This is a genomic window from Maribacter sp. MAR_2009_72 (genome assembly GCF_007827235.1).
Taxonomy (GTDB): domain Bacteria; phylum Bacteroidota; class Bacteroidia; order Flavobacteriales; family Flavobacteriaceae; genus Maribacter; species Maribacter sedimenticola.
Genome location: NZ_VISB01000001.1, coordinates 3,001,157 through 3,021,758, shown reverse-complemented (window position 1 = coordinate 3,021,758; position 20,602 = coordinate 3,001,157). Strand labels below are relative to the sequence as shown.

Sequence of the window (20,602 nt, the reverse complement as noted above, 5' to 3'; positions counted from 1 at the left end):
CACGGTTAAATTTTCATTGAATTTTTCTTCTGATTGTTTAATCTTAGACGCAATTATCAAAACGATAATAAACAACCCAAACATTAAACCACATTTTCTCATTGTTCAATAAAATTTAAAACATTACATCTTAGTCGCTAAGGTAGATGAACATAAAAGGTCTTTTCTTGGTATTGTATAACCTGTTACTTTTTTTGTGTATTTGGATTTAAACAATTTCAACAACCAAAAAGGTGTTTATTATTTGTAATATTTTTCTCTCAAATTAACTGATTTGTATACGTAATAGATAATGAAAAGCATTCTAATACCGATTACACTAAAATTGCATCCATTGACACAAAATTTTAATTTAGAACGATTGAAGCCCCTAATTTTTCCTAACTTTCTAATTTCATAGCCATACTAATATGTTACAAGCCGTCATAGTCGATGATGAAATAAAGGCTCTACAAAGCTTAACCTGGGAACTCACAAACTTTAGTGATGAGATAAAGGTGGTGGCCTCTTTTACCAATCCTCATGATGCCCTTATCTATCTTGAAAAACATACACCAGACTGTCTTTTTTTAGATATTGAAATGCCCACTATGGATGGTTTTCAATTCATTAAAAAACTTACCAATAAAAATTTTCCGGTCGTGATTACCACGGCCTATAACCAATATGCCCTAAAGGCGATAAAAAGCGAAGCACTGGATTATCTATTAAAACCAATAGATACGGATGACCTTGAAGAAACAATTACCAAAATTAAAAAGTTTAACAACAAAAATTTTTCAATGGAAAAATTAGAGATGGCTTTGTTAAATTTTAATTCCAAAGCCACTCATAATAGGATTACCTTAAATACGGATGGAAAATTATTGTTTCTAGAAAGCGACGAAATACTTTATGCAGAATCTGATGGAAACTATAGTACCATATTCTTAAGTGACGGTCAAAAAATAGTGCTTACTAAAAAACTAAAGGAGGTCAATGAAATCTTACCGGATGATTCCTTTTTTAGAATTCACAATTCTTACATTGTGAACCTAAATAAAATAAAGGAATTTTTGAAGACCGATGGTTATGTTGTTTTAAAATCGAATCATAAAATACCGGTATCAAGGCAGAAAAAATCCGATTTTTTAGACATGCTATAACTATGTTCATGGCCCCCTCAAAAAGTACCTTTTCCCTTAAAAGTTTTAAGTGCACCTTTATTTTAGGTATTCTTGCATCTCTTATTTTTCCATTTTTACTATCTGCACAGAACATCCCAACCGCGTTCAAAAAAGACGTTGATAGTTTAATTGCGGCATCCCCCAAAACCTACAGGGAAATAGACAATGTATTGCGGCAGTACAGAAAGGACAGTGTTTTATTACATTATGTCAACAATATTTCAAAATCAAATAATTATTTGTACGGCCAGGCCTATGCCTACAATCAATTGGGTAGAATTTACAGGGATATATCTCTTTACCCTAAAGCACTGGAATATTTTCAGGAAGCGTTGAAAATCTCTATTGAGGCTGAAAGTATAGAATTTAGGGTATATAGTCTTAATATGATCAGTGTAGTCCACAGGAGAACAGATGCCGTTAAATCTGCCTTGGATTATAGCCAAGAAGCATTGGAACTCGCCGAAACCGTAGCGGAACCCAGTATTGGGTTAAAACGTAGTATAAATGTATCACTGAACAGTATAGGGAATATTTATCAAATGCTGGAACAATATGAACTGGCCATTGAGAAATTTGAACGTTCCATGATATTGGAGCAGGAGTTGGACAATAAACTGGGCCTGGCGATCAATCATCAAAATCTTGGTGAATGTTATGAAGCCCAAGCTAAACTAGAACCTGCACTACAACATTTTAGAAAATCTTTGGTCTACAATGAAATCATTGATTCTGAAAAAGGCAAGGTAATATGTAATTACAGTATTGCACATGTGTATGTTCATCTAAACAGAATAAGAGAAGCCATTGACCTTTTGGAAAAAAACCTACAAAGGGCCATTAGGTTGGGGGACAAACAGATCGTTGCCACAATTTATATTAACCTTGGTTGGGCCTTTATTCGAAAGGGCGACTATGATGCCGCACAGGTAAATTTAGAGAAAGGGCTGGACCTGGGAAAAGACTATAATCTAGATTCTGAAATTGCGGAAGCAAACAAATTTCTTTCCGAGCTGTGGATAAAACGCGATGATTATGAAAAGGGGATGGAATATTTTAAGGAATTCAAGAATTATGAAGACCGTATAGCAAATTCCCTAAATCTTAGATATGTAAACGATATGATTTTGCGGTATGAATCGCAAATACGTGAGAACCAATACGAACGCCTTGCCGCAGAAAACGAAAATGTTCGACTAAAATTGAGGAAGAACAGAACCATGCTTATCATTATTGGTATCTTTTTAATTTTACTCATAGGTATTTTATATATCCTTTACAGACAAAGTCAGTTAAATGCTGAAAAAAAACTGCTGACCTTGGAACAAAGTATGTTGAGAAGCCAAATGAACCCCCATTTTCTGTTCAACTCCTTAAATTCCATCAAATTATATATTATCAATAATGAAAAAAAGAATGCGGTTCATTACCTGAACAAATTCTCCAAATTGGTAAGAAAAATACTTGAAGCATCTTCACAGCGGGAAATAACTTTGGCAGAAGAATTGGAAACCGTGGAGCTTTATATGAATATAGAGAATATACGCTTTTCCAATGAAATCAACTTTAAGGTACATGTTAAGGATGATATAGATACCCATAACATTAAAATTCCCTCTTTGATCTTACAGCCTTTCTTGGAAAATGCACTTTGGCACGGACTCTCTTCTAAAGATGGTGCCAAAAACATTGATTTGGAAATTAAAAAAGGTAAAAACGGATTTATTGAGATTATCATTTCAGATAACGGTGTTGGTAGGGATGCCGCTGAAAAAATAAAAAACAGTAAAGTGTTAAAAAGAAAATCCGTAGGTATAGATATTACCAAAGAGCGGTTGGCCAATTTTTCTCGAGATTATGAAAATTATTTTCATGTTGAGATTATAGATAAATACAATGAGGACAACATACCTACCGGAACTCAAATAATTATCTACATACCAACTATTTAAGATGGTCGGCGGCCACTTCCTCCAGTTCACTGTACCAAGCTTCTCCAAACTTACGGATCAGGGCCTCTTTTACAAACTTATATATGGGCACTTTAAGTTCTTCCCCAAGGGCACATGCAGGGTCACAGATATGCCATTTATGATAATTGACCGCGGTAAGTTCCGTATACTCTTTTACCCTTATAGGATAAAGGTGGCAGGAAACAGGTTTTTTCCATTTGATCTTGCCTTGGTTATACGCTTCTTCAATACCGCATTTTGCAATTTTATGTTGATCAAATATCACATATGCACATTCACTGCCATTGACCAACGGGGTTTCCCATTCGCCATCCTCTCCTTTTACAAAAGCACCTTGTTCTTCTATTACCTTTATACCTTCTGGCCGTAGAAACGGTTTAACTTTAGCAAAGATATCCACCATGATTTCCGTTTCGCTATCCTCTACGGGAGCACCTGCCTCACCATCAACACAACACCCCCCTTTGCAAGCATTAAGATTACATACAAAATCATTTTCTATAATTTCCTCGGATACTATGGTCTTTCCTAATTGAAACATGGTCTAATTTAAAGGCCGCAAGATACATTATTTGAAAAGTATTGCCTTTACATTATTTTATGAATAAACATCTAAATGGCTTTTATAAACGTAAATTTGCAAAAATTTTCATTATGGAATTTCATTTTAACTTTAGGGAAATCATTACAGCCAGTATGGTTTTGTTTGCCGTTATCGATATTTTAGGAAGTATTCCTATCATAATTGGCCTAAGAAAAAAGGTTGGCCATATCCAATCTGAAAAAGCTTCTATAGTTGCGGCAATCATCATGGTAGCCTTTCTTTTTTTAGGAGAGGAAATCTTGAACCTAATAGGTATTGATGTAAATTCCTTTGCGGTTGCCGGTTCCTTCATCATTTTTTTCCTTGCCATTGAAATGATTTTGGGGATAACGTTATATAGGGATGATGAGCCGGAAAGTGCTTCTATAGTTCCCATTGCGTTTCCTTTAATTGCCGGTGCAGGTACATTGACTTCATTATTGTCCCTAAGGGCAGAATACTATGTGGAAAACATTATTGTAGCCATTGTGGTCAACATTATTTTTGTGTTTGTGGTACTAAAATCTTCCGTAAAAATTGAAAAAATGTTGGGGTCTGGTGGTGTCAATGTTATTAGAAAGGTATTTGGTGTAATTTTGATGGCCATTGCCGTAAAATTATTTGCGGCCAATATCAATGAACTTTTCTAGCCGAATATTAGGTCGTATTTTTATAAAAAATTAATTATGAGCAAGACATTATCCATAATCTTCATTGTTGTGGCGGTAGGTTTAATAGCCTACAATGTAACCTTGGTAAATTTTGCCGATCCCTTTGAGAAAAATAGTACCATAGCATTAATTGGTATTATGGCCTCATTGTGTGCCATTGTATTGCTATTGGTCTTTGTTACCAGTAAAAAAATACAGGATAAAATTAACAAGGATTAATTACTTGCTTTAATCTGTGCGGTTTTATTCTGCCATTTTCTAGCATTGTCCAATTCTAAAACTTTTTGCAACATTGCATCTTCGTCTGCCTTAATTTTGGCATGAATGTTCGTATTGAACAATTGCTCTGCAATACTGGCCTTTAAAAAACGCTTTATACTGGATTCATAATCGTAAAAATTCATCCGTAGATTTCTGTCTATGGAATATTCTACGAATCTTTCAAAAAGAATATCATCCACATTAAAATCGTTTACAAAGGATTCTTGGTTGTATTGGGCGTATCTGTCCCGATCCTCCTCTAGGTGTTCAAATACAAAAAAAGATAAAAATCCTAGGCTATCCATACTCTCAACCGCTTCTTCCTCATTACTCCCAATAGGCACAAATACATCTGGTATAATTCCACCACCGCCGTATACGACCTTTCCTTTGGGGGTAACGAACTTTAACGAATCCGCTACTTTTATACTGTCTACGGATATCATTTCACCACTATGGTAACGGTCCGTAAATTTTTGGTAATAATCCTTAGTGCCGTTGGCATATGTTTTTTGAATGCTACGGCCTGTTGGGGTATAATACCTTGAAACGGTCAATCTTACCGCAGAACCGTCTCCTAAAGCCATTTCTCGCTGTACAAGACCTTTTCCAAAAGATCTTCTTCCTACTATGGTACCTATATCATTATCCTGCAGGGCGCCCGCTACAATTTCACTAGCAGAAGCAGATCGCTCATTAATCAGGACATATACGGGCTTGTCCTCAAAAGAACCATCATCCGTAGCAAAACTTTTATTGATTTTACCTTTTTTATTTTTTGTAAACAATATTAATTTACCGTCTTCCAAAAATTCATCGGCCATTTCTTCTGCCATACCAAGATAACCCCCAGGATTGTCCCTTAAGTCCAAAACTAATTGTTCCGCACCTCGGTCCTGCAATTCCATTAAAGCGGTCTTAAACTCCTTATAAGTAGATTCTGCAAATCTATTGACCTTTATATATCCTATATCGTTGGTAAGCATATAGAAAGACTCCACACTTTTTAATGGAACCACTCCTCTTTTTACCTTAACATTAAAAATTTTGTCTTCCGCTTTTCTATAAATGGTAAGATTGACCATGGTCCCTTCTTGACCCTTTAATTTATCCACTATAATTTCACTTGGATATTCTTTGCCGAACAAGGTATCATTATCTGCCATTAAGATACGATCGCCAGGTAAAATTCCTTTTTTATAGCTTGGCCCGTCCTTTACGGTCTTTATAACCGTAATTGTATCATGGTACGCATAAAAATTTACGCCAATACCAACAAAATCGCCCTTCATGTTTTCCGCGACACGGTCCATTTCCTTTTCAGAAATATAAACGGAGTGCGGGTCTAATTTCTCTAGAATACTATTAACGGTAACATCTACGATACTATCTGTATTGACATCATCAACGTATTCGTAGTCTATATAATCTATTAATCTGTTAAGCTTGTCTTTTTTGGAGTTGGTAGAAAAAAGGCGTTCCGGTGAATCGTTGAAATTTAATTTTCCACCCAAAAATACCCCCAAGGCTACAGCTGCGGAAATAATTAATGGTAGTAGAAAATTAAATTTTTTATTCATCTTTAACTTAAACGTTATATAGTAACATTTATTTCTGGCATATGTTCAACTTCTACTTTGGCCTTTTCTAAAAATCGTATTCCGGAATCATCTTTATAACCAATTTGATAGACAACACGTTTTATACCGGCTTGATGTATAAGTTTACTGCACTCCCTGCAAGGAGATAAGGTAATATACAACGTAGCGCCTTGACATGATTGAGTAGAACTGGCTACTTTAAGAATTGCATTGGCCTCGGCATGTAGAACATACCACTTAGTGTATCCATCCTCATCCTCACAATAATTTTCAAAACCTGTTGGCGTACCGTTATACCCATCGGATATAATCATTCTATCCTTTACAATGATAGCACCCACCTGTTTTCTCTTACATGAGGACAATTTACCCCATTCCTTGGCCATTCTTAAATAGGCCCTATCATACTTTAACTGTTTTTCTTTATTCATCTTGATCAAGCTTTAAAAAAGCTGAATACACTAAGGTACCTGCTTTATTTGGCAAGAACCACGTCATAAGGTCAAATTTAACAATCTTAAAAGGGAAAAGTTGCATAAAGCAACGGCAGAGTAATAAAAATTATAAGCATACTACCAACAGCAATGAACAAACGTTGCTTTACGTTGAGTATGGACTGTAAAACAAATGCCAATACCAATACCATCATGACTATTAGCACTTGTGATAATTCTATACCTCCTGCAAAACCCAACAATGGCATCAATTTTTCATCTTCTCCCATAACCATCATTTTAAAATAATTTGAAAATCCAAAACCATGAATCAACCCAAATATACCGGTAGAAAGCAAGTGAAACCATATGGTTTTCCCATCATTATCGTCCTTAAGAATGAATAGGTTATAGAGGGCCGTTGCCAATATGGTTACCGGAATTAAAAATTCTATATATCCTGCATTGACCACAATTAGCTCAAACACGGAAAGCACTAAGGCCAAACAGTGGGTTATGGTAAAAACGGTTGCCAGTAATAGAACTTTTTTCCAACTTTTAAACGTAAATGGTAGCGCCAGGGCGGATAAGAACAGAATATGATCATATGCATTGATATCCAATACATGTTGTAAACCTAATTGTATATAAAACCAAAAATCTTGCATAGCATCTGTCTTAGTTAATTAATTTATGCCTCGTTCTTTTTGAATGGTTTCGTAAGCCTCTTGTACCTGTTTAAATTTCTCTTCCGCTCCTTTTTTAATGGCTTCATCTTGGGTGTTTACCCGATCGGGATGATATTTTTTGGCCATGGTCCTATATGCCTTTTTAATTTCTGAATCTGTAGCGGTTTTTGGCACATCCAATATTTTATAGGCATTATTGGCAGATTTTACGAACATCGCCTTTATGCTATCAAATTCATTAATGGAAACCCTAAGGTAACCCGCTATTTCCCTAATTTTTTGTATTTCCGGATTACTAATACTACCATCTGCCTGTGCAATACCAAATAAGAAATGAAGAAGTTGCAAACGCACTTCATAACGCGTGCGTTGTGCTAAAAACGCACCTATCCTTTGTGCTGAGATTTGCCCTTTCTTATTGATATCATTAAATGTCCTAAAAATGGCATTGGCCTTTTCTTTACCATAAGTACTTACAAAATATTGTCTAACATAATCCATTTCAGATTGGCTCACTTGTCCATCTGCCTTAATAACGATAGAACACAGGGAAAGTAAGTTAAGTTCAAAATCTGCAGGGGTCACATTTGGCCTGGTATAATCTTGGAATACACTTTTGGCACTGCCGGTACTTGGCCCAAAAAAATTATCTATAATGCTACCTGCAAAAAAACCTAGTATTGCCCCAGATAACCCTCTCAAAAAAAAGCCGACTATGGCTCCCAACCATTTGATCATTTCGTAATATGAATTTTGCCAAAGATAAAATATTACCAATAGAAAGTTGGGCCAATGAAAAGTTAAGGTCTTCTCCTCCTGTACGACTAATTGGTTATCTTTGTATTAGTTTAATTTAAACAATAAGAATATGTACCCTGCGGAATTAGTAAAACCAATGAGAGATGATCTGGCTTCTGCCGGATTTGAAGAATTATATACTGCGGAAGCAGTGACAAATGCCATCAATAAAGAAGGAACAACTTTAGTGGTTGTAAATTCTGTATGTGGTTGTGCGGCCGCCAATGCAAGACCTGCAGCCAAAATGAGTTTGCAGAACGATAAAAAACCGGACCATGCAGTTACGGTATTTGCCGGTGTGGATAAGGAAGCGGTAGATGCGGCCAGAAATTTAATGGTCCCTTTCCCCCCATCTTCGCCATCTATGGCATTGTTCAAAAATGGTGAGTTGGTTCATATGATCGAGCGCCATCATATTGAAGGTAGACCTGCGGAAATGATCGCACAAAATCTTGTACAAGCTTATAACGAGTTTTGTTAAGGTTTGCAAGAATCGTATTTACCCTAAAATAATAAGTTTAAAAAACCGCTCTAATTGAGCGGTTTTTTATTTTTGTAGCATGCAAAAAATGCTCTCCTATATTGTTACCCCCTTCTTTTTTGTGGCATTTGGCCTATGCCTGCTTGTTTTTCATCCAATGCAATGGATCGCTTTTAAACTGTTTGGGTATAACGGATTAAAGCCAGTAGTAAGCAAATTGAACTTTTTCTTGATGCGCAGTACCAATATACTGGGCACAACATATCGATACACCAACACCTATGACCTGCCTACAGATAGGCCCTTGATCATTGTCACCAATCATCAAAGCATGTATGACATACCCCCATTGATTTGGTATCTAAGAAAGCACCATCCAAAATTTGTGAGCAAAAAAGAATTAGGGAAAGGCATTCCCAGTGTTTCGTTCAATCTTGTACATGGAGGTTCCGTACTTATTGATAGAAATGATGGCAAATCCGCCCTCATGGAAATAGGAAAATTAGGAACCTATATAGAACAGTACAATAGAAGTGCGGTAATTTTTCCGGAAGGCACTCGAAGTAGGGATGGGCATCCAAAACCTTTTAAGCCTATGGGGCTAAAAATGTTATTAAAAAAAGCACCCTCTGCATTGGTCGTACCAATTAGTATCAACAATTCATGGAAATTGGTGCGCTATGGTCAATTTCCTATGGGATTAGGCGCAAAGGTCCGCATAGATGTTCAAAAACCACTGGAGAACAATGGTAACCTAGATGACCTAATCCGTAAAATTGAAGCATCCGTAGTTAGCGGAATAAACTCCTTTAAATGACCGACACAGAAATAGTAGAAGAGACCATCACTTTTGTGAAAGAAACATTACAAAATGCTGAAGGAGGCCATGATTGGTTTCATATACAACGCGTTTTTAAAAATACCATGCTCATTGCCAAGGACGAAAACGTTAATATTTTGGTCGTTAGCTTGGGGGCTCTTTTACATGATATTGCCGATGCAAAGTTCAATAATGGGGACGAGAGCTTAGGCCCTAAAATGGCGGAAAATTTTCTACTTAGCCTAAAAGTTCCAAAAAGGACGATAAATCACGTTATAAAAATTATAAAATACAGCTCTTTTAAAGCCGGTATTGTTGATGGAAAATTGAAGAAAAAACTGTTTACATCCAAAGAGCTACAGGTTGTACAAGATGCCGATCGTCTAGATGCCATAGGCGCAATAGGAATTGCCCGAGCATTTAATTATGGAGGGTTTAAAAATAGGGCAATGTACGATCCTGAAATTTCCCCTAATTTAGGAATGACCAAGGAAGAATATAAAAAATCTACCGCACCTACCATTAATCATTTCTACGAAAAATTATTGTTGCTCAAGGATAAAATGAATACGGACACCGGTAAGCGATTAGCGGAAGAACGACACCAATATATGATTGATTTCCTAGAGCAATTTTATAGGGAATGGAATCCATTAAAAATCTAAATACAAACCCCAAATCATTACTTTTTTGAAATGTAAAAAGGGCTTCAACTATTGAAGCCCTTTTATATTATTTAAAATTTTACCCTTATTTCTGTGGTAATTCCCTAGTCAACCAACCTCTTCTACTTGCCGTAGCTATTGCATAAGGTGTAATCCAGAATAGACCAAATGTATATAGCACGCTATATGAGTATGCCCAAAATGATTCTATTAACGTATAACGCTTTGCATAAAATATTACAGGGAAAGTAGATAATACCAATATACTTAAGAACGTAGAGCTTAAAAATAACAGTGGGTGTGTAAATACGAATACCAACATGAACAATACAAAAGGATAGCAAAGTACAATTCTTGAAAACTGGCTGAAAAACAACAACCTTGTACCTGCCTTAGGTCCTTTTCTGAAATTTGTAAAGACGTATTTGGACATTTGTATATTTTCACGGACATTACTTCTACCCCATCTAATGAACATCTTATACAACCCTTTATATTTTTCAGGAACATTGGTATAAGCAAACGCGTTCCTTTGGAACAATACATGATAACCTTGCTTCAAAATCATATTTGTCATGGCCCTATCTTCCCCAATATCGGAAGGTTGCCCCATAAACGTTTGATTGATCCACTCCTCCAAACAACCAAAAACTGCTGTTGCCCTGTATGCTGCCAATGCACCTGGGGTACATAGTACAGAATTCAATGTACTTTCAGAAGACCGTACAAATTCAAAACTAAGCGCAAAACTTACATCTAGCATCTTAGGTAAAATTTCTTTCTTATTGTTAAGCACACGAATATTACCTGCTACTGCACCACAATTCTCATCAACGATAAACGGACTTACCAAATTTCTCAAGGTATCCTTATCCACAATGGAATCACTATCTACGGTAACAAAAATTTCACCTGTACCTTCCTTAAAACCTCTGTAAAGTGCATGACGTTTACCCATGTTCTTGGGTTGCTGACAAATAGATACCCTGTCTCCCAACTCTTTTTTGGCCTCTAGCATCCAATTCCATGTATCATCCTTACTACCGTCATCAATTGCCAATAATTGAACTTTATGTGCTGGGAAATCACTTTCCGCTAAACTTTTTAATGTGGCCCATACCTGCTTGCCTTCATTATAGGCTGGTACAATTACGGTAACAGATGGCAATTCCTCATCTGAAACCGATGGGATAGCCTTATATTTTAAAAACCTAATAAAGGTATAGATAAAGAAACTTAATTTAAAAACGAAAAAAGCAACTGCAACGACCATAAAAATAAGTCCGATCAACGTGCTTCTTCTTTCAAGATGCAATTGTGTAAAATCATTCTGTAGGATATATGCTAAATATGCACTCCCAAACATTAAAACAAATGTACTTCCCATTACAAAAACACCCCATGCATTGGCATTTTCAATGATATGTTTTAATCTGGAAAAAATAGATTTTTTTGTATTTGCCGACTTATTTTGTGGGCTCTGGATATTTAAATCTTTCTTGGTAGTATTCTTGGCTTTCATAAATGGCTCTAGTATTTATTACATTCCCCCTATCTACGCTTATATATGTCTTTTGGATGTTATTTTAACAAAAGTTTTTAAAGAATTTTTTTTAGGTGTAAAACCGCATATTATTTACGTAGCATATACTGTTGTAAAAACATATTTTTTTAATTCATTTAAATTAATTCTTTCATTTTCATGGATTTATCTCTCAAATTATACAATTCAACTTTTTAAAAAAATTCATATAAACTATAATTATTATACCGTGTAATAAATGTTATTTAGAGTTGTTTAAACCAACTATGATAGCTGTTCCAATTAACCAAAAATTAATTATTCCTGACTTAATACATGTTTGCCTCTTATTGAATAAAATATTAGCTGCAAATGGTAGGTAATCACTTATAATTTTTTAAAATATACCCCCTTTGAAAAAGTTTCCTTCTTATTGATTATTAATTAAAATAGTTTTAACTGACCATCTCTATAAGTCTCATACAAACCGGTATTTAATGTTGGAAATTTTTTATCCTTGAAATACATACGTTTGGCCAGATCAAACATATCATGAATTTGAGAAGCTATTTTGCCCTGACCTTTTTTTCGTATTCCAAACCTACTATCGTTTAGCGATCCCCCGTGGCATTCACTTATTTGATGTAACACTTTGTCCGCCTTCTCTGGCAAGGCTTTCCTAATCCAATCTGTAAAAATTTCTCCTATAGCTCCGTTTAATCGTACCAACGTAAATGCCATAGAAACCGCTCCTTGATCAGATACCGCTTTTGCCAATTTTAAAATTTCATGACTATTTATTCCAGGAATTATGGGGGCCAACATGGCATTTACGGGAATACCTGCTGCAGATAATACCCCAATTGCTTCCAATCTTTTTTTAATAGTGGTAGTCCTAGGTTCCACCATACGTCTAGTTTCTTCAGATAGAGAGGTGACGGAAATATTAACACCAATTAAACCATGCGCACTTAATTCTTTCAGAATATCCAAATCTCGCAATATCAATGCATTTTTGGTGATGATACCCACTGGATGCCTATATTTTAAAAAGATTTCCAAACATTTCCTGGTGAGTTCAAATTTACGTTCAGCGGGTTGATAACAATCCGTATTACCAGACATGACAATGGTCTCGGCTTTCCAACTTTTGCTTTTTAATTTAGCCTCTAACAATACGGGGGCATCTTGCTTTACCAGAATTTTTCGTTCAAAATCCAAACCTGCACTGTAACCCCAAAATTCATGAGCATTTCTAGCATAACAATAAATACAGCCGTGTTCACAGCCTTGATACATGTTCATGCTATAGTTCATGCCCACATCTGGACTCGTGACCTTATTTACAATAGTTTTAGGGAATATGGGTATATATTGTGTCTTATTGTCGTCCGCTATTTCACCTTCTAGGTGACAGAATTCCAAAAAATCGTCCCGAAATTCATTACTATAAGCCGAGAATTTATTGTTTGTATTCCGCTGCGCACCCCTACCCTTGAGATAAGAATCATCATTCATTAATTGGATTTATTCCAAAAATATGGAAAATATCCTAATAATGATTTTATTTAACAGCGACTTGTACCAATTGTTTTTTAGTACCACGCTTAGCATAAAATTTCAAGGCATCGTTTTGCCTATCAATAAAAGGTACGGAAACCATTAAAGGCAAGCGCGCCTCCGTATCATCAATGACCTTGTTGTATTTCATATGTCCGTCTTCATTCAATAGGATTAAAAAGACGTTTCTATTCCTGCTAAAACCTTGTTTGAACATGATGCGGTCATCACTTAACTGTTGTGGATTTTCTGCAGATGTACTAATAAAAAAATAGGTGTCGTCATCTTTGGTATATGCACTATAGGAAGCGTATGCACCATCACCCTGGGTAACTTCTGTCTTATTGATGTTCCTAGCCCATATTAAATCCCCTTGGTCGCTTAATTTCGCACTGATGATATCATTGTGGTGGTAGCGTGTAATTTTGACCCTGCCACCACTAGAATTGGATTGTACACTGTTACTCGTAAAATATTCCTCTGCATTAAATAATATATTACCCTCTTTGGTGATATCCATTCCTTTAAAGACCAAATTTTTAACGGCCTTATCTTCTTCCCTTCCAAACTTATCTATCATGAACTGCTCCGAAAACGGATTGAACTTACTTTTTTCCAACTCCAATGAAAGCGGATTCAATTTAAAAAACGATATTCCGTTATAACGATTGTCCTTTCTATCCGCATAAAAACCTATACAAAGCAGGTCGCTACCTTTGAATATGGGTTTTAAGGCTTCTGGAAATTTACCTGGGGTATAAAAAGATTGCACACTACGCCCGGTCTTTGAAATACGTACCATTTCATATTGAAACTTACGCTCTGTAGCATTAAACCTTTTTTTCTTAAAATAAGCTTTTCCTACTAAATATACATTTTGCAAATCTTTGGAAAACACTAAATTTTCAAAAGCATAGTTCTTTTCCTCTACCTCATCAGAAAAATCATGCTCCATTATTTTGCTCAAATTGGCATTGAACACGTGAATAAAATGCTGATCTACTTTTCTTTTCTTGTAATGCGTTGTAATAGCAAATGCAGATTTGTCATCATTGAACAGAACAGAGGTCGTAAAACCAGAAGTAAAATTTCTATTATAGTAATTACGGTCCAACGGCTGTACTACTGGTTCTGAAGCTATGGATAGAATAGTTTCTTTTGTAAACTGAAATTGGGTAAACGGACTACGATGCACTTCATAAACATAACTGCTGCTTTTAAAGCTATACTCAAGAAACAATAGGTAAACCTGGCCGTTTCGCACATAGGCATCAATAAAATTAGCGTCCTTCAGCTTATAATTGAACTCCGAAATCAATTCCAGATCTTTATTATAATGTTCAATAAAATAGCCCTTTGGTTTTAGGATAATGCCCGTATAATATGCTCTAACGACAACCGTACCCCCGTTACCATCATCTGCAATGGCCAACATATTTGAATACCTGTACTTATCATTGAACTTTTCTCCAATGGTATAGGTTACCAACTCTTCTTGGGCAAGAGCCGTAAAAACATTGATATATAGAAAAAATAAGAAAATGCTACGTTTTAACATAACCCCTTTGGTTTATGTCATGAACCTGGAAATTCCGCTTTTCTTTTTTCCAAAAATGCTGATGTACCTTCGGTAAAATCATCTGTTCCAAAGCAAGCGCCAAAAGCTTCAATTTCCTGCTCATAACCATTTACAGTATTCTTAAAACCAGCATTTACCGCTTTTATTGCATAAGCAATGGCTACAGGCGAGTTATTGGTAATCTTTCCTATAATTTTATGGCAGAGGGGCAATAATTCTTCTGGTGAAGTTACATGGTTGACCAGACCATAAGCCAATGCTTGGTCTGCCGTAATCATACCTGCAGTCATAATCATTTCCATTGCGCGGCCCTTACCTACCAGTTGTGGTAGACGTTGGGTGCCGCCGTAACCTGGTATAACCCCTAATGAAACTTCTGGCAGACCCATTTTGGCATTGTTACTTGCAACCCTAAAATGGCACGCCATGGCCAATTCCAGTCCGCCGCCCAATGCAAAACCATTGATTGCGGCTATAACCGGGGTAGAACTATTTTCTATAAAATTGAACAGTTGCTTTTGTCCTTTGGCAGCCAGTTTCTTGCCTTCTTTCTCACTGAAATCCGAAAATTCAGAAATATCGGCACCTGCTACAAAGGCTTTTTCTCCACTACCCGTTAGTACAATGGCTTTTACATCCTTGTCTTTCTGCAAGTCCTTAAATGCATTGTGCAGTTCACCAATAGTGTCCTTGTTCAAGGCATTTAATTTATTGGGCCGATTGATGGTTACTATAGCTGTTGGTAATTGTTTTTGGACTAAAATATTATTGTATGACATGATTTAAGTATTGTCTGATTAAACGTTTTCTTTTGGGAATTTTACGCAAAATACGGTACCCTTACCGGGTTGGGAAGTAAAATTAATAGTTCCCTTATAAGTTTCCACAATATTTTTGACCATTCCCAGGCCAAGTCCCATTCCACTTGTTTTGGTGGTAAACTTTGGTTCAAAAATTTTCTCCTCATGGTCTTTTTCAATTCCGTGGCCATTATCCGCAACGGATATTTTCACCATGTTCTCTTCAGAAGCAACACTTACCAATACCCTTGGGGATTTTACATCAGGAACGGCCTGTATGGCATTCTTTACCAAATTTGTGACCACACGTATTAATTGTGTCCGGTCTAACTTGGCGATTATTTCTTCCTCATCTGCAATGAAATGGATATAATCCTCATTAAAGATGTCCAAAGCTAGTTTTACGATTTTGACCACATTTAAGGTTTCATTCTGCTGTGCCGGCATTTCCGCAAAATTTGAAAATGCAGAGGCAATACTGCTCATGGTATCTATCTGTTGAATAAGTGTATTGGAATATTCCTTTACTTTTTCGTGAATGTTGGGGTCATTGGGGTCAAATTTACGTTCAAAACTTTGTACGCTTAAGCGCATGGGCGTCAAGGGATTTTTAATTTCATGCGCTACTTGCTTGGCCATCTCGCGCCATGCTTGTTCACGCTCACTTTTTGCCAATTTAACCGCACTATGCCCCAATTCGTCTATCATGCCATTGTATGCGCCAATTAATTTTTCAATTTCCTCTCCGGGATTTTCAATAAATATCTTTTTGTTCTGCTTGCTAAGGTCCGTCCGTTCCATCATATCGGAAATGGTCTCCAACGACCTAGTAATATATTTTGAAATGAAAAAGGCGAATAAAATAGCCATAAGAAGCATGAGCAAGTACACCCCTGACAAGCGCATTAAGAATTCCTTTAACTCATAATCGTTAAATGAGTTGTCCTCAAAATAGGGAAGATTTAGAATACCAATGGGTTTAAACTTTTGGTCTGCGATATAGGTGAACGATGCTTTATATTTATCCCCTGCCAAAGCATTTTCACGTACATAACGCTTGTTAGGACTAATTTCCAATTGATTTAGAACCTCGGCATCCAGACACATGGAGATAGAATCATTTGCAAACTTTGGACGTGAACTTTTTATAAGCTCCCCATCTAGGCTATAGATATTGAAGTTCATGTTCTGCACAACGGCAATCTCATAAATTTCATTTTTAAATATGAGGCCCAGGTTTTCTGTAGTAACGGGATAGGTAGTTTTCTGAATGGCTAGATCAATACTCTGCCTAATCTGTTCTTCCTTACGTTCCATTCTGTTTTCATGGTAATCCTTGGATTGCTCCCGGTATTGGTATACCGTTACACCAGCAATCAAAACCGATGCAATGAGCACCAAAAATATCATGGATAAGAAAATACGCGACCGTAAAGATACCTTCGTTAACAAGATTCTGCTATTTCGTCTAAAGTTAGCAAATATCGCACCAAAACATATTAAATATAAAGTTCAAGCAAAAAATCTAAACCTTAGGTTATTAACATGTGACTACCAAGCAGACTATAATCGGTATTAATAAATCGCACATTATAATGAGGACAATTTCAGCATAAAAGGATATAAAGCATTTATTATCAAACTCATGTTAAAATTATTTTAATCAAAAAAACTATTTTGAAAGTAATTTCTCACATCTATTTGCGTTAATATAAAGTACATTTTTAAAATTGTGGTATGCCATTAAAATTTGGATCTAAGTTTATCACCCTTTTTATAGTCATTCTTATTTTTTACAACGCTCATTCTCAGCACACAGAGCCTCTTACCTTTCAACATATACAAGAAGGAATGTCGCAAAGTAGCGCTACTGTTCTAATGGAAGATAGTTTTGGTTTCATCTGGATCGGTACCCGTAATGGTCTTAACCGTTATGATGGAAAAGATTTTGAAATATATAATAAAAGTACAGATGGAAAAACAGGGCTTAATCATGAATATATTGTGGCTTTATATGAAGATGGTCAAAATATTATCATAGGCACCAATGAAGGTCTTAATGTATATAATCGTGATTTAAATATAATAACGCCCTACCCATTCAAGAACGAAGGTGAAACAATTAAAAATATAGTTTTTGAAACTATAGTTAAAAAAGATAATATACTTTGGTTAGGCGCTGAATCTGAGGGTCTTTATAAATACGAAATAGAAACAGGAAAAATAAAATACTTTCCACCCCCTAATAATCATTTAAAACTTGATAACCATAGAACAAATAAAGTTATACAAATAGAACTATTAGGCCCAGATCTAATACTTGCTGTTTTTACATATGATACGCTAATATTAAATTCTGAACTTGAAATAATTAGTACAACACCACAGAAAGATGAAATTATTTCTAGTATAAAGCTACCGGAAAATACTTTTCTAATGGGTTCTAGTAGCGGTTCATTATTTAAGTTAAAAGTACAAGATACATCACTTATTATTTCCAAGGAAAAAGAGGTAAGTCCAGGTTTTGCTATTCTCTCTTTAGAAAAAAATTTAGTTGGTGATCTCTGGATAGGTACAGAAAATAATGGTTTATACATTTATTCAAGCAATCTAGATTTCGTAAGACATATTCAATACAGTGTCACAAGACCTAATTCTCTTTCTGGTAATTCTATTTGGTCGTTGCTATGTACACGAGACGGTACTATGTGGATAGCCCCTTATAAAAGCGGACTTAGTTTTTATGATAAAGATTTCTTTAAATTTCAGCATGTAAAACCTGACCCGTTCAACCCTAAGTCTTTAAGTCACAAATTGGTCAACTGCTTTGTAGAGGACAAAAAAGGCAATTTATGGATTGGTACTGATGGCGGCGGTTTAGATTACTGGGACAGATCCTTGGATACTTTTGACAACTATTCTTTAAAGAACAAAACTTTTAACAGCAATGTTGTACTTTCAATTATAGAGACAGATGAAAATGAACTCTGGGCAGGAACATGGACTCATGGAATAGCAGTTTTTAATACAGACACCAAAAAATACAGCGCATTAACCGCGGAAAATTCGTTTTTAAATTCAAATATAATATTTGACCTGTTAAAAGATAAAAAGGGGCGTATTTGGATTTTAAATTATTTTGCAGGAGTACAAATATATAATCCTACTACCAATACCCATCAGAATATACCTTTAAAATCGGATATAGATGGTTCAGACGTTAATGCATTATATAAGATATTTGAAGATCAACAAAGCAATATCTGGATTGGAACATTAAACTCTGGTCTATTTAAATTGACCGAAAAGGATAACTCATGGTCAAGTACTCATTATCACACACAAAAAACCTTAAGTAATAGATTTGTTAATTCAATCATTCAAGATACCGAGAATACCATTTGGGTAGGCACACAAGGGGGACTTAACAAATATATTCCTGAAACCGATTCTTTTCAATCTATCACAACATTAAACGGCCTTAAAAATGATGCAATAAAAGGTATCATAGATGATAAGAATAACCACTTATGGTTAAGTACTGAAGATGGTATCATTAGATATAATACCAAGACAGAAGAAACAATTAATTATGATGTAGGTGATGGCCTCCAATCTAATGAATTTATAGCAAGTTCATCAATATCTACCAGTAAAGGAGAGTATATTTTTGGAGGCATTAACGGATATAACGTATTTACCGCCGACGAAGTTGAAAAAAGAAAAGACGCGCTTACATTATTTATTTCAGGACTTAAGATTTTTAATAAACCTGTATTACCTAACGATGATTTTGGTGTTTTAAAAAAGGATATTTCTCTAGTGGATTCATTGACCTTTAACTACGACCAATCTGTAATTAATTTTGATTTTAAAGCGCTTACTTTTAGGCATCCAGAAAATGTAAACTACGCTTTTTACCTAGAGGGTTTTGAAAAAGACTGGAATTATGTAGGCAATAAACCTACTGCTACCTACACAAACTTAAACCCTGGAAATTATACTTTAAAAATTAAATCTACCAATTCTGACGGAGTCTGGATTGATAATGAAAAAAAATTATTTATAGCCATTACACCTCCGTATTGGCAAACATGGTGGTTTATAACGTTACTTATTGCTTTCGTAATTCTTCTAATCTACCTGGCATATCACCGTAAACTAAGGTCAATTAAAAAATATCAAAGAAAATTAGAATTAAATGTAGCACAACGAACAAAAGAACTACAGCATCAAAAAAACAAACTCATTGTAGCTGCAAATGAATTAGAATCAAAAAATGAAGAAATACAGCGATTTGCATTTGCGGTTTCCCACGATTTAAAAAGTCCCTTAGGCAATATTAAAGGTCTAGCCAGCCTTATCCCCACAGAAATGGCCATAGAAGATCATCCGGGAGTATTGGAGTATTTGAACCTTATAGATGTTTCTTGTACTAATATGAACGAATTAATTTCTGATATTACGGAAATTGCCAGGCTAGGAAAAATCGAGAATAAAAATGAGTTATTGAAAACCAATGAAATACTGAATGTATCAAGTAACCTTATTAAAAGTAAATTGAATACACAGAATATTGACCTTACCATATCCGAAAACTTACCAGATATATTTGGCGACCGTAACAGGATAATTCAAGTTTTTAGTAACTTTTTAGATAATGCCATCAAGTATATGGGAGACCAACCAAATCCTAAAATACGTGTAGAATTTGAAAATAATGGTGACACCAATAGCTTTTTAGTGCATGATAACGGCTCAGGCATGAATGAGCATGCGCTAGAAAAACTTTTTACACCTTTTGAACGTTTTCATAATAATGTAAAGGGAACAGGGTTAGGCCTTTACATGGTAAAAAAAATAGCCACGTCACATGGAGGAACCATCACTGCTGCATCTGAAGGTGAAGGAAAAGGAAGCACATTTAAATTAACTTTACCCATAGCTAAAATTGCTGCACAGGAGGCCAAGACGTCAATGATATTTTAAGATAAAAGCA

18 protein-coding genes are annotated in these 20,602 nt (G+C 35.5%); 8 read left to right on the top strand and 10 right to left on the bottom strand.

Annotation, left to right across the window (positions count from 1 at the left end):
- The first annotated feature begins 410 nt into the window (after positions 1–410).
- Both JM81_RS12755 and JM81_RS12750 read left to right on the top strand, forming a co-directional pair.
- Positions 411–1,145, top strand: a complete 735-nt coding sequence (locus tag JM81_RS12755; RefSeq protein WP_144803956.1) for a LytR/AlgR family response regulator transcription factor — start codon at positions 411–413, stop codon at positions 1,143–1,145.
- Between the two features lie 8 nt (positions 1,146–1,153).
- Positions 1,154–3,118, top strand: coding sequence for a tetratricopeptide repeat protein (locus JM81_RS12750; RefSeq protein WP_144803954.1), 1,965 nt, complete (start codon positions 1,154–1,156; stop codon positions 3,116–3,118).
- Here JM81_RS12750 and JM81_RS12745 read toward each other — a convergent pair.
- Complete coding sequence (locus JM81_RS12745) at positions 3,111–3,680, bottom strand: DUF3109 family protein (protein WP_144803952.1); 570 nt, start codon at positions 3,678–3,680, stop codon at positions 3,111–3,113. The two genes, JM81_RS12750 and JM81_RS12745, sit on opposite strands and share 8 nt — an antisense overlap.
- Positions 3,681–3,793: 113 nt before the next feature.
- Here JM81_RS12745 and JM81_RS12740 point away from each other — a divergent pair, with 113 nt between their 5' ends.
- Both JM81_RS12740 and JM81_RS12735 read left to right on the top strand, forming a co-directional pair.
- Positions 3,794–4,372 (top strand): MarC family protein, encoded by a 579-nt coding sequence (locus tag JM81_RS12740; protein WP_089259728.1) that lies wholly within the window; start codon positions 3,794–3,796, stop codon positions 4,370–4,372.
- A 36-nt stretch (positions 4,373–4,408) separates the two neighbouring features.
- Positions 4,409–4,612: a hypothetical protein gene (locus JM81_RS12735; protein ID WP_089258637.1), complete on the top strand. Its 204-nt coding sequence runs from the start codon at positions 4,409–4,411 to the stop codon at positions 4,610–4,612.
- Here JM81_RS12735 and JM81_RS12730 read toward each other — a convergent pair.
- From JM81_RS12730 to JM81_RS12715, 4 genes are all read right to left on the bottom strand, one after another.
- Positions 4,609–6,234 (bottom strand): S41 family peptidase, encoded by a 1,626-nt coding sequence (locus tag JM81_RS12730; RefSeq protein WP_089258635.1) that lies wholly within the window; start codon positions 6,232–6,234, stop codon positions 4,609–4,611. The genes JM81_RS12735 and JM81_RS12730 overlap by 4 nt on opposite strands.
- Before the next feature lie 14 nt (positions 6,235–6,248).
- Positions 6,249–6,686, bottom strand: coding sequence for a deoxycytidylate deaminase (locus JM81_RS12725; RefSeq protein WP_144803950.1), 438 nt, complete (start codon positions 6,684–6,686; stop codon positions 6,249–6,251).
- Positions 6,687–6,772: 86 nt separating this feature from the next.
- Entirely contained in the window at positions 6,773–7,357 is a 585-nt protein-coding gene (locus JM81_RS12720) for a HupE/UreJ family protein (RefSeq protein ID WP_144803948.1), read from the bottom strand.
- Positions 7,358–7,375: 18 nt separating this feature from the next.
- Positions 7,376–8,116 (bottom strand): TerB family tellurite resistance protein, encoded by a 741-nt coding sequence (locus JM81_RS12715; protein WP_144803946.1) that lies wholly within the window; start codon positions 8,114–8,116, stop codon positions 7,376–7,378.
- A gap of 130 nt (positions 8,117–8,246) precedes the next feature.
- Between JM81_RS12715 and JM81_RS12710 the strand changes: the two genes are divergently transcribed.
- From JM81_RS12710 to JM81_RS12700, 3 genes are all read left to right on the top strand, one after another.
- Positions 8,247–8,657 (top strand): BrxA/BrxB family bacilliredoxin, encoded by a 411-nt coding sequence (locus JM81_RS12710; RefSeq protein WP_144803944.1) that lies wholly within the window; start codon positions 8,247–8,249, stop codon positions 8,655–8,657.
- A gap of 79 nt (positions 8,658–8,736) precedes the next feature.
- Positions 8,737–9,474 (top strand): lysophospholipid acyltransferase family protein, encoded by a 738-nt coding sequence (locus JM81_RS12705; protein ID WP_144803942.1) that lies wholly within the window; start codon positions 8,737–8,739, stop codon positions 9,472–9,474.
- Entirely contained in the window at positions 9,471–10,142 is a 672-nt protein-coding gene (locus tag JM81_RS12700) for an HD domain-containing protein (RefSeq protein WP_089258623.1), read from the top strand. Before JM81_RS12705 ends, JM81_RS12700 begins: the two co-directional genes overlap by 4 nt.
- Positions 10,143–10,227: 85 nt before the next feature.
- Here JM81_RS12700 and JM81_RS12695 read toward each other — a convergent pair whose 3' ends face one another.
- The 5 genes from JM81_RS12695 to JM81_RS12675 form a co-directional block, all read right to left on the bottom strand.
- Positions 10,228–11,664 carry a glycosyltransferase gene (locus JM81_RS12695; RefSeq protein ID WP_144803941.1) on the bottom strand — a complete coding sequence of 479 codons (1,437 nt, stop codon included), beginning with the start codon at positions 11,662–11,664 and terminating at the stop codon, positions 10,228–10,230.
- 444 nt (positions 11,665–12,108) lie between these two features.
- Positions 12,109–13,182: a PA0069 family radical SAM protein gene (locus tag JM81_RS12690; protein WP_144803939.1), complete on the bottom strand. Its 1,074-nt coding sequence runs from the start codon at positions 13,180–13,182 to the stop codon at positions 12,109–12,111.
- 46 nt (positions 13,183–13,228) lie between these two features.
- Positions 13,229–14,782, bottom strand: a complete 1,554-nt coding sequence (locus JM81_RS12685; protein ID WP_144803937.1) for a hypothetical protein — start codon at positions 14,780–14,782, stop codon at positions 13,229–13,231.
- A 17-nt stretch (positions 14,783–14,799) separates the two neighbouring features.
- Positions 14,800–15,582 (bottom strand): enoyl-CoA hydratase/isomerase family protein, encoded by a 783-nt coding sequence (locus JM81_RS12680; protein ID WP_089258613.1) that lies wholly within the window; start codon positions 15,580–15,582, stop codon positions 14,800–14,802.
- A gap of 18 nt (positions 15,583–15,600) precedes the next feature.
- Positions 15,601–17,013, bottom strand: coding sequence for a sensor histidine kinase (locus JM81_RS12675; protein WP_144805640.1), 1,413 nt, complete (start codon positions 17,011–17,013; stop codon positions 15,601–15,603).
- A 327-nt stretch (positions 17,014–17,340) separates the two neighbouring features.
- Here JM81_RS12675 and JM81_RS12670 point away from each other — a divergent pair, with 327 nt between their 5' ends.
- Complete coding sequence (locus JM81_RS12670) at positions 17,341–20,592, top strand: two-component regulator propeller domain-containing protein (RefSeq protein ID WP_261375037.1); 3,252 nt, start codon at positions 17,341–17,343, stop codon at positions 20,590–20,592.
- Positions 20,593–20,602 lie beyond the last annotated feature (10 nt).